The 15475-nt window shown below is 68.1% G+C and carries 11 protein-coding genes and 1 pseudogene; 9 read left to right on the plus strand and 3 right to left on the minus strand.

What is annotated here, in order from left to right; genetic code table 11:
• The first annotated feature begins 55 nt into the window (after nt 1-55).
• From AB0K10_RS18840 to AB0K10_RS18860, 5 genes are all read left to right on the plus strand, one after another.
• Entirely contained in the window at nt 56-574 is a 519-nt protein-coding gene (locus AB0K10_RS18840; protein ID WP_363685032.1) for a SigE family RNA polymerase sigma factor, read from the plus strand.
• Nucleotides 574-1062 carry a hypothetical protein gene (locus tag AB0K10_RS18845; RefSeq protein WP_363685034.1) on the plus strand — a complete coding sequence of 163 codons (489 nt, stop codon included), beginning with the start codon at nt 574-576 and terminating at the stop codon, nt 1060-1062. The genes AB0K10_RS18840 and AB0K10_RS18845 overlap by 1 nt, the downstream gene beginning before the upstream one ends.
• A gap of 150 nt (nt 1063-1212) precedes the next feature.
• A complete protein-coding gene (locus AB0K10_RS18850) occupies nt 1213-1893 on the plus strand; it encodes an NAD(P)H-binding protein (protein WP_363685036.1) in 681 nt (226 codons plus the stop codon).
• Nucleotides 1894-1897: 4 nt separating this feature from the next.
• Nucleotides 1898-2767 carry a sigma-70 family RNA polymerase sigma factor gene (locus AB0K10_RS18855; RefSeq protein WP_363685038.1) on the plus strand — a complete coding sequence of 290 codons (870 nt, stop codon included), beginning with the start codon at nt 1898-1900 and terminating at the stop codon, nt 2765-2767.
• Between the two features lie 141 nt (nt 2768-2908).
• On the plus strand, nt 2909-4852 hold the full coding sequence (locus AB0K10_RS18860; RefSeq protein ID WP_363685295.1) for a serine hydrolase domain-containing protein: 1944 nt from the start codon (nt 2909-2911) through the stop codon (nt 4850-4852).
• A 73-nt stretch (nt 4853-4925) separates the two neighbouring features.
• Here AB0K10_RS18860 and AB0K10_RS18865 read toward each other — a convergent pair whose 3' ends face one another.
• Together AB0K10_RS18865 and AB0K10_RS18870 are read right to left on the minus strand one after the other, a co-directional pair.
• Complete coding sequence (locus tag AB0K10_RS18865) at nt 4926-7784, minus strand: glycoside hydrolase N-terminal domain-containing protein (protein WP_363685040.1); 2859 nt, start codon at nt 7782-7784, stop codon at nt 4926-4928.
• A gap of 426 nt (nt 7785-8210) precedes the next feature.
• Complete coding sequence (locus AB0K10_RS18870; protein WP_363685042.1) at nt 8211-11099, minus strand: glycoside hydrolase N-terminal domain-containing protein; 2889 nt, start codon at nt 11097-11099, stop codon at nt 8211-8213.
• A 301-nt stretch (nt 11100-11400) separates the two neighbouring features.
• Here AB0K10_RS18870 and AB0K10_RS18875 point away from each other — a divergent pair, with 301 nt between their 5' ends.
• Together AB0K10_RS18875 and AB0K10_RS18880 are read left to right on the plus strand one after the other, a co-directional pair.
• Nucleotides 11401-12015, plus strand: a complete 615-nt coding sequence (locus tag AB0K10_RS18875; RefSeq protein WP_363685044.1) for a helix-turn-helix domain-containing protein — start codon at nt 11401-11403, stop codon at nt 12013-12015.
• Nucleotides 12012-12389 (plus strand): annotated as a pseudogene (locus AB0K10_RS18880) (DUF6069 family protein); the annotation flags it as partial. The gene AB0K10_RS18875 and the pseudogene AB0K10_RS18880, both read left to right, overlap by 4 nt.
• Before the next feature lie 433 nt (nt 12390-12822).
• Here AB0K10_RS18880 and AB0K10_RS18885 read toward each other — a convergent pair.
• Nucleotides 12823-14049 (minus strand): GAF domain-containing SpoIIE family protein phosphatase, encoded by a 1227-nt coding sequence (locus AB0K10_RS18885; RefSeq protein ID WP_363685046.1) that lies wholly within the window; start codon nt 14047-14049, stop codon nt 12823-12825.
• 154 nt (nt 14050-14203) lie between these two features.
• Here AB0K10_RS18885 and AB0K10_RS18890 point away from each other — a divergent pair, with 154 nt between their 5' ends.
• Entirely contained in the window at nt 14204-14677 is a 474-nt protein-coding gene (locus tag AB0K10_RS18890; protein ID WP_363685048.1) for an ATP-binding protein, read from the plus strand.
• A gap of 530 nt (nt 14678-15207) precedes the next feature.
• Complete coding sequence (locus AB0K10_RS18895) at nt 15208-15420, plus strand: hypothetical protein (protein WP_363685050.1); 213 nt, start codon at nt 15208-15210, stop codon at nt 15418-15420.
• The last annotated feature ends 55 nt before the right edge of the window (nt 15421-15475 follow it).

The raw sequence follows: 15475 nt of genomic DNA on the forward strand, positions 1-15475 counted from the left end.
TCGCCGCCGCCGCTGCCTGAAGGACTCTGGGGTACGTGGGGGGAACGAGCGGAGCATGGCGGACTCCATAGACGATCTTTTCTGTGAGTTCGTGCGGACCCGCTCGCCGGCGTTGCTGCGGACGGCGTTCCTGCTGACCGGTGACCGGCACCTCGCCGAGGACCTGGTGCAGGATGCGCTGGCCCGCACCCATCGGGGCCGGCGGCGGCTGCATGATCCCGGGCACTTCGAGGCGTACACCCGCACCGCCATGTACCACCAGCATGTGAGCTGGTGGCGGCGCCGCAAGGTAGCCGAGTCCCTGCCCGGCGAACTGGCCGACGTGGCTCAGCCCGGCAGCGACCACGCTCGTCGTACCGATCTCAAGGTTGCTTTGCACCAGGCTCTCGCCCAACTCACGCAGCGGCAACGGGCCGTGCTGGTGGCACGGTTCTTCGAGGACCGCAGCGAGGCCGAGGCCGCGGAACTGCTGCAGTGCTCGGTCGGCACGATCAAGAGTCAGACCAGCAAGGCGCTGGCGCGCATGCGGCAGATAGCGCCGGAGCTGCTCTCGGCCGTGATGGAGGAGGCCTGATGACCGACAACCTCGGGCCGCTGCGTCAGGTCATGTCCGATCTGAGCGAGCACGGCGGCACCGCCGACATGTACGAGCGCACCCTGCGCAGATCGCGGCAGGTCCAACGACGGAGGGCGGTCGGCGCCGCGGCGGCGGCGGTGTTCGCCCTCGGCGGTACGGTCGCCTTCGCCATGAGCCATCGGCCCGACCCGTTGCTCCCACCCGCGGCCACCCCCACCAGTGGCGGCCCTCAAGATCCCACCTGTCCGTCGACCCAGAGCCTCGGGACCCTGGTCGAACTGCCTGCGGGGTGGTCTTTCGCTTCCAGGCCGGTGGAGTGCGTCGAGACGTGGGCCGCGGTCGACGTCGAACGTCCGGACGCCAGCGCCGTCATCTACCTGTTCCACTACACGGCCGGCACGGGCTGGCGCCTCCAGGACCAGGGTGCCGGATGGGACTGCAAAGAGCTCGGCCTGACCGAACGGGCGTCGTTCTGCACGTCCTGATCGCCTTCCCGGGAGGTCTCCGGCTGCGGACGGCCGTCTGCGGGGTGCCCTTCGAGGCTCCGTCGCTGATTCGTGTGCGCCCCGCATGTCACAAACCCACTGCGCGGATCGACGTTCCTTTCGAAGCCACCTCGGAAGGGAGCACACCGGATGCGTATCGTCGTTCTCGGCGCGAACGGGGGCACGGGCCGCCGCCTGGTACAACAGGCGCTGGACGCCGGCCATGACGTACGGGCGGTGACCCGGCAGCCGCGGTCGTTCCCGGTGCGAGGCGCCGGCTTGGAGGTGGTGGCCGCCGATGCCACCGTGGAGGCCCCGGTGAGTGGTGCCGCCGTGGTGCTGTCGACGCTCGGCACGCCGTTCACTCGGCGACCGGTGCGGCTCTACAGCCGCAGCACCGCGACGGTCCTGGCCGCGATGCGCCGCGAGGGTGTGCGGCGGCTCGTCGTTGTCAGTTCCAGCGCCACCGAGCCGCATCCTCATGCCGAGGGCGGGTTTTTCCTCAACCGCATCATCCAGCCGTTGGTCACCGCCACGATCGGCAAGTCCACCTACGACGACATGCGCACCATGGAGAAGATGGTGCGGGACAGCGACCTCGACTGGACGATCGTGCGCCCGTCGGGGCTGTTCGACAGCGACAGCGTCACCCGTTACCGGCTCTCCGAGAGTCGCTCCGACGGCATCTTCACCAGCCGAGCCGACCTGGCGGCCTGTCTGCTGGCCCAGGCCACCGACACCACCTGGGTCAGGCGGACCGTGGCCGTCACCACCGCCGAGGGCACCCCGACGCTGTTGGCGGTGCTGCGGCGGGAAGCGTTCGGAAAATAGGGACATGGACGACCAGCAGTGGTTCGCCGAGCAGTTGGCGCAGCACCGCCCGCAGCTGCGGGCCGTCGCCTATCGGCTGCTGGGCTCGCAGGCCGAGGTCGACGACGCGCTGCAGGAGGCGTGGCTGCGCACGACGCGCGCCGACCCAACCGTGATCGCCAACCCCGCGGCGTGGCTGACCACGCTTGTCGGGCGGGTGTGCATCGACATGCTGCGGGCCCGACAAGCGCGTCGCGAGCAGTTGAGCGCAACCTGGGAGCCGCTGGTAAGTGAGTACGGGGATCCGGAGGAAGCCAGCCTGCACACCGACGCGGTAGGCATCGCGTTGCTCGTGGTGCTGGACAGCCTCGAGCCGGCCGAACGGCTCGCGGTCGTGCTGCACGACATGTTCGGCATGCCGTTCGAGCAGGTGGCCGCCGTGGTGGGACGTACACCGGCGGCCACCAGGCAGCTTGCCAGCCGAGCCCGGCGGCGGCTGCGCGATGGCGCTCCGCAGCCCCGGGCCGGCCTGCCCGCCCAGCGACGTGTCGTCGACGCGTTTCTGGCGGCCGCACGCGCCGGCGACTTCGACGCCCTGCTGACCCTGCTGGACCCCGACGTGGTGTTCCGCTCCGACCACGGACGACGGGCACGGCTCGCACCGGCCCTGCTCACCGGTGCCCGTGCCGTGGCCACCCGCGCGGCCGACGCCGGGCCACGGTTCGCGCGCCTCTGCGCTCCCGCGTTGGTCAATGGCGCCGCCGGGGTCGTCGCCCGCGACCGGCGCGGCAGGCCCGTCGCCGTCGTCGGTTTCACCGTGTACGACGAACGCGTCGTCGCCATCGACATGGTCCTCGACCCTGGCAAGCTGACCCGTCTGCGGCATGGAAGATGACCTACGGTTTCTCGTTCCTCAAGAGCAATATCGGCCACGGTGCGGCTCGGTAGGGTTGGCCCTACCCGGTAGACGAGCGCCAGCAGGATGGGTATCCCGCCGCCGTTTCGGAAGGCTCGGGGCATGCAGATGGCTCGCCCGATGTCCTTTCTGGTGGCTGGCGTTACCGCTGGGGCTCTGGCCCTCGCTCCTTCTCCCGCGGTGGCCTCCGCAGCATCCTCGACCCGAGATGACCTGGCCAGCGCAGGTGCCGGGGCGCCGGCCCCGGCGGCCGAACTCACCGGTGTCGGGCAGATGGTGGACCAGGTCGTCTCGACCCAGTTGGCGCGTGACCGGATTCCTGGTGCTGCTGTGGTCGTCGTGGCCGGCGGGAAGCAGGTCTTCGCCAAGGGGTACGGCGTCTCGAACGTCCCGGCCCGAACGCCTGTCGATGCGTCCTCGACCTCGTTCTTCACCGGCTCTGTGGCCAAGGTCTTCACGGCGACGGCGGCCGCGCAGCTGATCCGGCAAGGCAAGCTGGATCCGAGCGCCGACGTGAACACCTACCTCACGACCTTCAAAATTCGCGACACCTATCCAGGGCACCCGGTCACGATGGCGGATCTGCTGACGCACACGGCCGGCTTCGACGATGGCCCACGGGGTGTCGCCGTGGCCGACCCGGCAGCCGTGCCCGCCCTGGGCGAGTACCTCGCCGCCCACCAACCCGACCGGGTACGCCCGCCGGGAACCCTGGCGCAGTATGACAATTACGGCGTTGCCCTGGCGGGATATCTGGTGCAGGTCGTCTCCGGCCAACCGTTCGCTCAGTACGTCCAGGACCACGTCTTCGGGCCGCTGCACATGAACGGCACGACATTCCTTCAGCCCCATCCGGCCGCGATCCAGGCGCAGGTGGCGGACGGCTACCGTCCCGTAGGCCGCGGTCAGGTCCGCGAGGACGGCCAGTACGGCGCGTGGTCACCTACCGGAGCGGGCACCGTAGCCACCGCGACCGATATGGGCACCTTTCTGATCGCGCAGATGGCCGACGACCCACGGCTCGGCGCGGGCGTCGCCCAGTCGCTGCGGCAGCAGCATTTCACGATGGACCCGCGTCTGCCGGGGATGGGCTGGGTGCTCCAGCAGGAGCCGCGCAACGGACAGGCGCTGCTGTTCAAGGACGGCGACGTCCCCGGCTTCCACGCCAACCTCGCGATGCTGCCCGACCAGAAAATCGGGATCTACGTGGTCTACAACGGCGACGGGACGAACGGCGTCGCGAGCTGGGACGGCAAGGACCTCATTCACCAGATCGTCGACCGGTACGTCCCGCACACGAGTCCAGCACCCAAGGCGGTGAGCGGGATCGACACGTCCGATCTCGCGGGAAGCTATCGTGTCGACCGCACCAGCCGCACACAGGTGACGAAGGTGGTGACGCTGCTCTCGACGGCCACCGTCGCCGAGGCCCCCGGCGGCTCGCTGACCACCAGCGGCCTGTCGTTGAATCCGAACGCGGGCGTCCAGCACTGGTACCCGATCGGTACCGGACTGTTCCAGGAGCAAGGCGGCCAGGCGCAGATCGCCTTCGACGGCAAGGGCAATCTGTTCACGACGGACGACCCGACAGTCGCCTACACGAAACTGGCCTGGTACGCGTCGCCGACCCTGCACCAGATCATGCTCGGGGCCGGCGTGGTGGTCTTGCTGTTGGCGTTCTTCTGGTTCCCGATCCTGGCGTTGGTGCGACGGCGGAAGGGCAAGCCGGTGCACTCGCGCTGGGCGCGGGCGGCGCGGGTCGTAGCTTGGCTCACTGGCGGACTCACGACGGTCTTCATCGGTTGGTTCGCCTTGATGGCCTCGGACCTGAACGCCCTCACCGAAACGGTCATCCTCGGCTCGGTGGCGCTGACGGCCCTGCTGTCCCTGAACGGACTCGCGGTGGCGACAACGGCAGTGATGATCGCCGGCACGGGCGCCGCATGGGCCAGGCGATGGTGGACCGTGAAGGGTCGAATGGCGTACACGATCACGACTGTCGCGGCCATCAGCTACCTGACGGTGGCCTTCACCTACAACCTCATCGGAATCCCGTTCGGGTGAGGGCCGGCTGGCCCTCACCCGAACGCAGGTCAAACCTTGCGTGATCTGTAGCCGTGAAACCGCCCCGAAGCCCCTAGATTCGTTGGAGTTTGAATCGCTGGTTGGCGCCGGTGCCGGGTGTCCACTGGGAGATACGGGCACCGTCGGCGGTCGAAGCCTGCCAGACGTCCATTGCCAGACTGCTTTGCCTGTTGATGAGTCTGACCACCCCGCCGCCCTGGTCGTCGACCCGCCATTGCTGGCTGGCCGCGTTGGACGTGCCGGGTTGCTGGGTGATGTCGGCGCCAGTGCTGTTGCTGGCGGCCTGCAGGAACAGGCCGCTGTGCCGCGCCCTGATTCGGAAGTAGCCACCGTCGGCCGGCACAAACTCGAACTGCTGGTTCTGTCCGCTGCTGCTCGCCCACTGGATCAGCAATCCGCCGGCGGCGGTGGACGCACCGTTGATGTCGGCGGCCTTGCCGCTGTGCTGGGCCACGAGACGGTAGTACGCACCAGTCTCGACCGGGCCCGAGTTGACCCCGGACGCGCGGTAGGTGTGGCCGGCCTGGCCGGTGAACTCCACGAGGTCGGTCTCGATCCTCGTCGGCTGGACGGCGCTGCCGCTCGTCTCGTCGCGCAGTTCGAAGGTGCCGGCGAAGATCCGGTTGCGAACGCGGATGGGTCCGGCGCGGTCGGGAGTGACGACGAGCTCGATCTGGCTGCTGCTCCAAGCGGCGCCGACGGTGTATCCGCCGCGGCCGCGGAGCCCGGTGACCTGCCCGGTCGGCCAGGCGGATGGTAGTGCGGGCAGGAGGTGTAGTTCGCCGGCGTGGCTTTGCAGCAGCATCTCGGCGATGCCGGAGGTGGCGCCGAAGTTGCCGTCGATCTGGAAGGGCGGGTGCAGGTCGAACATGTTCGGTGCGAGCCGGTCGGTGCGTACCAGGTCGCCGAGGAGCTTGTGGGCGCGTGTGGCGTCTTCCAGTCGTGCCCAATAGTTGATCTTCCAGGCGAGTGACCAGCCGGTGCCGTCGTCGCCGCGCAGTTCCAGGGTCTGTCGTGCGGCCTGGTGCAGTTGTGGTGTGCCGCGTTTGGTGATCTGGTTGCTGGGGTGCAGCCCGTACAGGTGGGAGACGTGCCGGTGAGTCCGCTCGGTCTCCACCCAGTCGGCGAGCCATTCCTGGACGTTGCCGCGGGACCCGACCCGCGTCGGCGGTAGCCGGTCCCGGGCAGTCAGTACCTGGGCGCGGTAGGAGGCGTCCACGTTGAGGACTTCGGCGGCCCGTGCGACGCCGTTGAACAGGTCACGCAGGATCTGGTTGTCCATCGTCGGCCCCGCGCACACGCTGGCGTTCGTGTGATGACGCAGCTCGGGCGAGTTCGACGGATTGGTGACGAGGTAGCCGAGCGTCGGGTGGCTGACCAGCGTGTCGAGGAAGAACTGGGCAGCGCCTTTCATGGCCGGGTAGTTGGCGCGCAGGAACTCGACGTCTCCGGTGAACTGGTAGTGGTCCCAGATCATCGTCGCCAGCCAGGCGCCGCCGGTCTGCCACATTCCCCACAGGGCTTCGTCGACCACCGACGAGCCGCGCCACGCGTCGGTGTTGTGGTGGGTGACCCAACCCCCTGCGCCGTACTGCACCTGAGCAGTGCGGGCGCCGGTAACCGTCAGATCTTTGATCATGTCGAAGACCGGCAGGTAGCACTCGGCCAGGTTGGTGGTGTCGGCCGGCCAGTAGTTCATCGGCAGGTTCGCGTTGATGGTGAACTTCGAATCCCAGGAGGGGGCCATCTGGTCATTCCAGATCCCCTGCAGGTTCGCCGGCTGGCTGCCCGGCCGTGAGGAGGAGATCAGCAGGTAGCGACCGTACTGGAACAGCAGCGCGGAGAACTGCGGATCGTTGACGCTCGCGTGCTGCGCGATCCGCACGTCGGTGGTCTGGTCGGCCGCCGTCGTGCGTCCCAGATCGATCGACACCCGGTTGAACAGCGCCTGATAGTCGGCCACGTGGCGGCTGCGCAACTGGTCGAAGCCGACGGCACGGGCCGCGTCGAGGTGCCGCCGCGCGATGCCCTGGTAGTCGCCGTTGACGGTCCGGTAGTTGACGTAACTGGAACCGATCGACACCAACAGGGTGACGCTTGTCGCGCCGGAGACCCGCAGCGTGCCGCCGGAGCTGCTGACCGTGCCGCCGCTCACGGAGGCATTGGCCAGAGCAAGGAACCGGACCTGACCGGTGATGCCCTCCATGCTGCCGGAAACACCATCGAGGCCGATCGTGGCGGCGTCCGGACTGGACACGGTCGTCCGTTGCGGGCTGCTGAACGTGGCGGTGAACGTGATCGCGTTTGCCCGGTCAGCGGTCAACCGCATAACGATCACCTGGTCCGGTGCGCTGGCGAACACCTCACGCTGAAACCGCACCCCGTTGAGCACATAGCTGGTGGTAGTGGTGGCCGTGGTCAGATCGAGGGTCCGCTGGTACTGCGACGCCCCGCTGGCACTGCCAAATGCCAGCCGCAGGTCGCCGACCGGCTGGTACGCCAACTGCCCGACCGGACTGCCCAGCATGGTCTGGTTGATCAGATCCTGCGCCTGCGTCCACTGATCGGCGAAGACCCGCCGTCGAATTTCCGCCAGGTTGGCCGCACCACGGGTGTTGGCCGAGTCATACGGGCCGCCGGCCCACACGGTGTCCTCGTTGAGCTGCAGCCGTTCGGTGTCGACGTTTCCGAACACCATCGCGCCCAACCGTCCGTTACCGATCGGCAGAGCCCGTAACCAATCCGTACCCGCCGACTCGTCGTACCACAACGCCATGTCGTTGGCTGCCAGCACCTGCGGGGGTGCAGTCGACCCGGCCCGCGCGGCTGCGGTCCAACCCGCCGGCAGCAGCATGACACCAGCCCCGGCCGCCCCGGCTCCGAGAAGTTTCCTCCGTGTCACTTCAGACATCTTGTCTCCTTCATCCAGCCGAGCGACGCAGCGGCGGCCCCAGCCGCCCCGGTCGGTGACGATCGAACGGCGGGAGAAGCGGCACGTTGACGAGGACGTCGCCTGAGCCCGTCGAGGGTGTTACGGCGTCCTACATTCATCAGACGTAACATGTTAACAACGGAGATAAAAGTTGGTCAATGCGCTACCCGTGACCACAGGCGCCACTTCACTCGCCCGGCAACAGTTTCCAGGTACGGCGCGTCACCTCGGTGTTCGCGTCATTGCCCTGCGGATCGGCGCGTAAGAGGCGACCGACCAACGGGGGACTCCCCTAAAGGTCGGATGTGCCCTCTGGGCGGGGCTGCGCACTGAGCGGCTCACTCCCGTGACAACCACGTCTCCCCGGCCCCACACCGCGGCGATCAGCGCCTCTGACCTCTCGTATCAGACATCGAGGATCTGCCATTCCTGGCTGATCTCGCCGCTGACCGGTTGCTGGACCGCTCTGGCGCCGTCCGCGGTGGAGGCGCCTTCGACCCCGACACACAGACCATTGCTCACGTTGACGAATCGGTAGTATCCGCTGGTCGTCGCCGGGACGAGATTCCACCACTGGTTACGTCCGCCGTTGTCGGCCCATTGAACGAGTGCCGCGCCCTGGCCCGAGCCGCCTGGACTGTCCAGGACTTTGCCGCTCTTGACACCGGACAGTCGGAATGAGCCATCACTGTTGGGCAGCAGCCGCCACTGCTGGTTGGTTGCGCCAGTCCACGGCCACTGGATGACGCCTGCCCCGTCCGTGGTGGAGCCGCCGTTGACGTCCAGCACCTTTGCGCTGCGCCGGTTGACCAGTCGAACGACGCCGCCGGCGGCAGCTGGTAGACCCACGACGACCTGTATCTGTTGCCCGGCCGTCAACGAGATCACCCGGGCATTCGGGCCGAGCGGCGAGGAGGTGACAGTCGCGGGCGTGGTGATGGATGCCATCCCGCGCCGGCTGATCAGGGTAATCGCCTGGGTGATCGTCGAGGTGAGTGCCACGGTTACCGAGCGGCCAGGCAGATCCCAGGAGAGGCTGTGGATGCGGACCTGGTTGCGTCCGCGGACCCCGGTGATGGTGCCCCTGGCGAGCTGGCTGGGCACGGCGGGCAGCAGCTCGATGACGCCGGGCCTGGTGTACACAAGCGCTTCGCTGAGTACGGCCGGCAGCGTGTTGGCCGCATCGGCGTTGTAGGTCTCCAGGTTCGGGTTGTGTGCTGTCATCAGCGACCGGAAGATCATGTTGTTGCCGGTGATCTTCCGGAGGTTGCTGTAGACGCCGGCGGCGTCCTTCAGTCGAGCCGAGGCGAGGGCTCGATGCAGGCTGCCGTGCGCCGAGGTGTTCTCGTCACCGCGCAGCGCCAGGGCCCTGAGCGCGGCGGCGACCAGCCCGGGCGCCTCCTCGGGGTTGATCTCGTGCAGGGGCCACGCGCCGTAGAGGTGATGGACGTGCCGATGGTTGTAGCGATCCGTGAGGCCCGGCCAGGACCATTCGGCGAGGGCGCCGCTGCCGTTGACCGTGTAGGGCGGGAGCTTCGCCAGCAGGGCCGTCCAGCGTGCGACACCTTGGCCGGCGCCCTGTTCGACACCGAGTGCGTTGGCAGCCTCGACGGCCGCCCGCAGGGCGTGTCTGCCGGCCTGGATGTCGCCGGTGGCGTTGATCGCCAGCAGGACATTCGTGCTGGCCGGCGAGTTCTCCATCGAGAACGACGGGACGAACACCACGCGGCCGGCCGAATCGGTGCGGGTCAGGAAGTCCTCGTAGAACAGGGCCAACTCCATCAGCGCGGGGCCCAACTTCTCAGCCAGAAATGTCCGGTCTCCGGTGACCTGGTAATACTCCAGCAGCGGATAGAGCAACCAGTCCGCGCCACCGGTCCAGCACTGGCCGGGGAAGCCGGGGTCGAAGTGCAGCATGTACCCGTACTCACCGTCGGTTCGCGACGGGGCCAGGAAGCCGCGGGCGCCGTACAGGTTGCGAGCGTTCGTGCGCCAGTGCGCGAGCTGGCCGAGGATCAGGTTGAAGTAGCCCTGCATGGCATCGGTGAGGTCGAGAATGTTGCCGCCGGCGACCTGGAGGTTGATGTTGGCATCGGTGGTGAAATCGTCGGCCCAGGCGCCGTTCCAGGTGCCGGCCCAGATTCCGGTCAAGCGCGGCGGCAGTACGCCGCTGGAGCTGATGAACAGATAACGGCCGCTGTCGTAGAGGCGCTCCAGCAGGGCCAGATCGATGGTGTTGCGATTGGCGTTCTGTCGGGCGATCAGCGCGGTGGTCGACAGCTGCCGGTCGGCGGCTGAGACGTTCAGGTCCAGGCGGGAGCGGTCGAACATCGCCGAGTGCAGGGCGACGTGCCGGGTCCGCAGCTCGGCGTAGTCGGCGCGCACGGCGGCCAGCGCCGCGTGCAACGGCTTGCTGTCCCAGGCCGTGGGTGACTCGTACCTGTCGAGTTTGGTCAGCAGGACGAGCCTGGTTGCCGCGGTGACGACGATTGTCGACCCGTTCGCGGCTACCGTGCCACCGGTGGCGACGACCCGGGTGACGCCCTCGAAGCCGAACGCGCCCTGCCCGGACGGGTAGGTGCCGCGCAGGTTCAGGTAGCCGGAACCGTCGCTGACGCTGGCCAGGGTGGTGAAACGGACCGAGCCGGGGACGCCCGCGAGGGAGGTGTTGACGCCCAGCGTCGCGTCGATCGATCGGCCGGATGCCGGGGTCAGTTCGTGTACGACGACGTTGTCGGCTCGGGAGGCGAAGGCGCGACGAGTCCAGGTGCCGTTGCTGTCGGTCCAGGTGGAGGTGACCTCCCCGGTCCGGAAGTCGGTGCTGCGGACGTACCCGTTGGCGGTGGTCATGCCGGGCGTGCTGATCTGCAACTCGAAGCCGGGGTGGTAGGTCTGGGTCCAGCGCAGGCTCCAGCCGGCCGCGAAGTCCGTGTTGGCTCCGGCGTAATTTCCGGCCAGCGCCTTGTCTCGTACGCCGGCCAGCCGCCCGGAGATTACTGGCGGGGTTACGCCCCGGCTGCCGTTGGGCAGCACGAAGCGGTGGTGATTGAAGATCACCTTCTCGAGGGTCGGCGTTCCGTACAGGACGGCGCCGTACTCGCCGTTGCCGGTGAGGAACCCGTCCGTCCAGGTTGTCGCAGGGGTCGCGTCGTAGATCCCGCGCTCGGGCAACGTGACCTGAGGCGCAACGGCGGCGGCCCGTCCGGCGTCGACGGTCGGGATCAGGGCCGCCGAGCCGGCGGTCAGCGCGGTGGTGACGAGCAGGCGCCTACGACTCACGGGCAGGTCTGTCATCGGAAGCCCCTCTCGACAAGGTGGCTGAAGTGTCGTGCCCCGGAGCCGCCGCAGCCTGGTCGGGTCTGCCTACAGGCCACCGGTCCGCAGGCTCGAATCGATTCGACGATAGTAAGTTCACCATCGGTTTACGTCAATGAAACACGCCGTCGCCAGCCGTGCGTTCGCCATGCTCCGCGGGGACGCTCGGGTCGGTCGGAGCGGGGCGATCCGGCTGGCGAGGTGCCGGTAACAGTTGCTCGGGTTCGATCTCCTGCAATCTCATTGACGGAGTGAGTCCTCACTCCGTAGTTTGATGAGCATGACTGAGACGCCCAGCCGGCGCAGAGCGCCGGGGATGAGTGCGGAAGATCGACGCGAGATGATTGTGGCTGCGGCGCTGCCTCTGCTGGTCGAGCACGGTTCCGCGGTGACCACCCTGCAGATCGCCAAAGCGGCCGGGATCGGTGAGGCGACGGTATTTCGGGCCTTCGCCGACAAGGACGAGCTGTTGGCCGCTTGTCTGTCGGCTGCCCTGCGTAACGACCATGTTCTCGCCGAACTCGACGCGGTGCCGTTGGATCAACCCCTGGCTGCCAGGCTGACCGAGGCGGCGGCGACCCTGCATGCCTACCTGGATCGGATGGGCGCGGTGATCGCGGCGCTGCACTCCGGTGGCCGCCGAAGTGAGCGGCGCGGGTCGGCCGACAGCAGCGCGACCGGCGGTCGGGCAGCGGCGGGCGAGCGCACTCACCAGGCGCTGGTTCGACTGCTGGAACCCGACCGGGCCGCGCTGCGACTGCCGGTCGAACAGCTTGCCGTCATCTTCCTCGGCATTCTTGTGGGCCGGCGAGGAGGGGCCGCGGAGACTCCGGTCGAGACGCTGGTCGACGTGTTCCTGCACGGCGTGATCGATCCTTCGTCGGCTGCCACATGAACCGCAGCCGCCGAATCTGGGGTGTGGTCGGGGCCGTTGGCGTGGCCGCCGCCCTCTGGATGGTCGCCGTCCCGCTGCTGGGGCACCGGCTCACCGTCGCCGGTGGGCCACCCGGGCGGGAAAGACTGGAAATCGGTCTTGCTCCGGTCGTGATCGTCGCGCTGGCCGCCGCCCTGGCTGGTTGGGCGCTGCTCGCATTCCTGGAGCGGGTACTGCCCCGGTCCGCGCGGCTCGTGTGGACGATCACCGCGCTCGGGGTCCTCCTGGCGTCCTTCGCGCCGATCTCGGCCTCCGGCATGGACGTCGCGACCCGGGTCATCCTCGGCGCCCTGCACGTGGCGGTCGCGGCCGTGCTGATGACGGTCATGACCCGCACCGCCGCCCGCCCAGCCTCAGCACGATCACCGACGGCGACCGCTGACCTCGGACCACAGGACTGCGGCTTAGGAGCAGTCGCTCGCTGTGCACGGAGTAGGCCCGGGTGGTGCCGTCGGGGTCCAGGACGCTGGTGACATCGACTAGGGGGGCGCCGCGCCGCGTCGACGTTCTCTGGCGCTAGTCCGTGGTCGCAGGGCCTTCACCCGACTCACTCATGAAGCTGACACTACGCATCCAGCTGCTGCAGCAGGCGACAGCCAGGGGTTTCGAGGAGGAGGTCGTCTGCGTACGTCCCGGCCCGGGTCCGATCGCGCGGCCTGGCGGGGACTATCGGTCAGTCGGTTCGACCGACGGGCTGCCGGCGGCGGGTGAACAGCACGAGGCCGGTGCCGAGGCCGTGAAGTTGCCGGCCGGGCAGGGTACGGAAGGTCAACGATCGTCCGCTGGTGATTGGCGGCCGATGACCAGCAGGGCGATGTCGTCGTTGGGCTGGTCCTCGGCGGTGGTGGCCATGATGTGGTCGCACAATGCCTCGGCCGGCTCGGATCGCACGGCGGCGGCGAGGCGCTCGATGCCGGTGTCGATCAGTTCGTTGCGGCGTTCGATGAGTCCGTCGGTGTAGAAGACGAGCGTTGCGCCCGGCGGCAGGTCGACAACTGTGGTGCGGCGATTGGTCATCGGTCGGCCCACACCGAGTGGCCGGTCCACCGCCAGGGTGACGAGCTGGGTGGGTTGGCCGGGGACAGCCAGCAGCGGTGGCAGATGACCTGCGCAGGAGAGGTGGACTGTCGCGCGGTCTGGTGCGATGAGGGCGTAGACGGCGGTGGTGAGGGTGCCGGCCTCGAAGTGGTAGATCTTGCGGTCGAGGGAGGTCAGCGCCTTGGCGGGGTCGTCGGAATCGAGTGCGTAGGCGCGCAGCGCGCTGCGGATGCGTCCCATGACGACGGCCGATGGCAGGCCGTGGCCGGAGACGTCGCCGATGACGGCACCCAGCCAGCCCGAGGGCAACATGAACACGTCGTACCAGTCGCCGCCGATGCCGAGGTCGTGGCCGGGTACGTACCGGGCGGCCAGGTCCAGGCCGGGAATGTCGGGTAGTCGGGCGGGTAGCAGGCTGCGTTGCAGGGCGAGCGCTGCCTGCCGGTCGAGGATCTGCGCTCGGGCCTGGCCTGCGGAGCTGGCGCGATCGGCGACGAGTTGAAGCAGCCGCACATCGTCGGGACCGAACCGTCGCAGGGTCAAGGAGCCGACGTGCAGTACGCCGACGAGGTCGCCGTTGGCAAGCATGGGCACGCCCAGCAGGGCACGTACACCCGTGGTGAGCAGGATGGGATTGACCACGTCGTCAGGCGTGACGTCATAGATCGTGACCGGCGCCCGTGTGGCCGCCACCCGGCCGGCGAAGCCGCGTCCGACCCGGACGCGGAAGCCCCGGCGCACCTCCTCCTCCAATCCCTTGGCCGCCGTCGCGACGAGTTCGCCGGTGTGACCTTCGAGTAGCAGGATGGTGGCGGTATCGACCTTGAGCAGGTCTCGGACCCGTTCGAGTAACTCGTCGAGTAGCTCGGCGGTGGCCAAGCCCGACAGGGCGGCATCGGTGATCGCCTCGATACGACGCAGTCGCTCCTCATTCGTCACCACCTCGGCACCGGCCACTCAGGCAGCGTAGACGTCGGCACGCCGTCGATGGCGCGCCGGGATCGAGATCAACAGTGTCGCGTCTTCGACGTGGGGTACCTTCCCCTGTCAGATTGATGCCTTATCGTCCGTGAGCCCGTTTCGGAGAGCGCACGCTGTTCGCGCCACCGCAATGCCGCTGGCCTCCGCGTCCGGACGGAGAGGGGAAGCAGTGGGGGTCCCACCTCGCGACCAGCATGCGCCGACCGCAGGGAGGCCCCTTTTCTCGACGTCGTTCGCCCTCACGGACCTCGCCCGCGTTCGCAGCGAGGTGGATGTAGTCAGTCGCCGGTGCGGCCTCGGCCAGGACGAGATTGAGGACTGGGTGACCGCAGTCAACGAACTGTTGATCAACGCGATTCGACACGGGGGAGGTGGAGGTTCGGTACGCCTGCTCCTGGACGATCAGCTCATGTGCGAAGTGGCCGACCAGGGGCAGGGCTTCAACACCGCTCACTACGTTCCGGGCGTCGAGCGACCGCCCCTGTCCGGCATTGGAGGGATGGGCCTATGGATGGTCGGGCAATTGGCCGACTACCTTTTCGTCGCCAGCGGGCCCGCAGGCACCACGATCCGAATCGCGGCTCGCACCCGCAACGCCGGCTAGCCGCTACCCCTTATCTGTCGCCACCAACCAGTCATGGGGCGAGGGTCCGCCCGTAGGCCCTGGTTGATCTTGGTGATGTGGTCGCCATGTGGTCTCCAGCAGACGTCATCTCGGGTCAATCCGTACCAATCCAGGTTTACCGGGCTGACGATCATGGTCGCAGACCCGTCCGGTGTGATCCGCGTGTGTTCGTCGGTAGGGGCGTTTCACCGGGCCAACGCGGGTCACTCCCTGCCAACGCGGGTCGACCCGCAGGTCGTTACACTGACCACTCGCGCCCCCGTAGCTCAGGGGATAGAGCATCGGTTTCCTAAGACGACGCTCTATCTGTACCCATAGGCTGATGACCTGCGGGTTCCTATTCTGTTTTCACGTTGGCGGGTCGCACACGCGCGTTGCTGTGCTCGCTTGCTAAAGATCAGCAGAACAGGCGTAAGTCCTGCTCAGGCCGTGCTTCGGTCGGTTCGACGCGTCCTCACCAAGATCCGGCAAAGTTGCCGCGCCGCGTCAGTTTACGGTGCCGCGAGTGCGTGGGCCAGCAGCGCGGCGAGTTTGGCTGCGCGTGCCGGGTGGTGATGACCGACCCAGGTAACTCGTCCGATGAAGTATTGGGCGAAGTCGGTGACCAGGACCGCGTCGGCGACCGGCCACAGCCATCGCCGGCGGACCCCGAGGGCGAGCGCACCCTGGTTGACGAGATCGCCGCGGCGCCAGCCGTCGCCGGCGAGGTGGTGCCGAGGTGAACGTCGCGTCCTCGGGGTTACCCCGGAGAGACCGTAACCGGACCCCACGCGGGGA

This window comes from Micromonospora sp. NPDC049274 (assembly GCF_040678875.1).
Lineage (GTDB): Bacteria > Actinomycetota > Actinomycetes > Mycobacteriales > Micromonosporaceae > Micromonospora.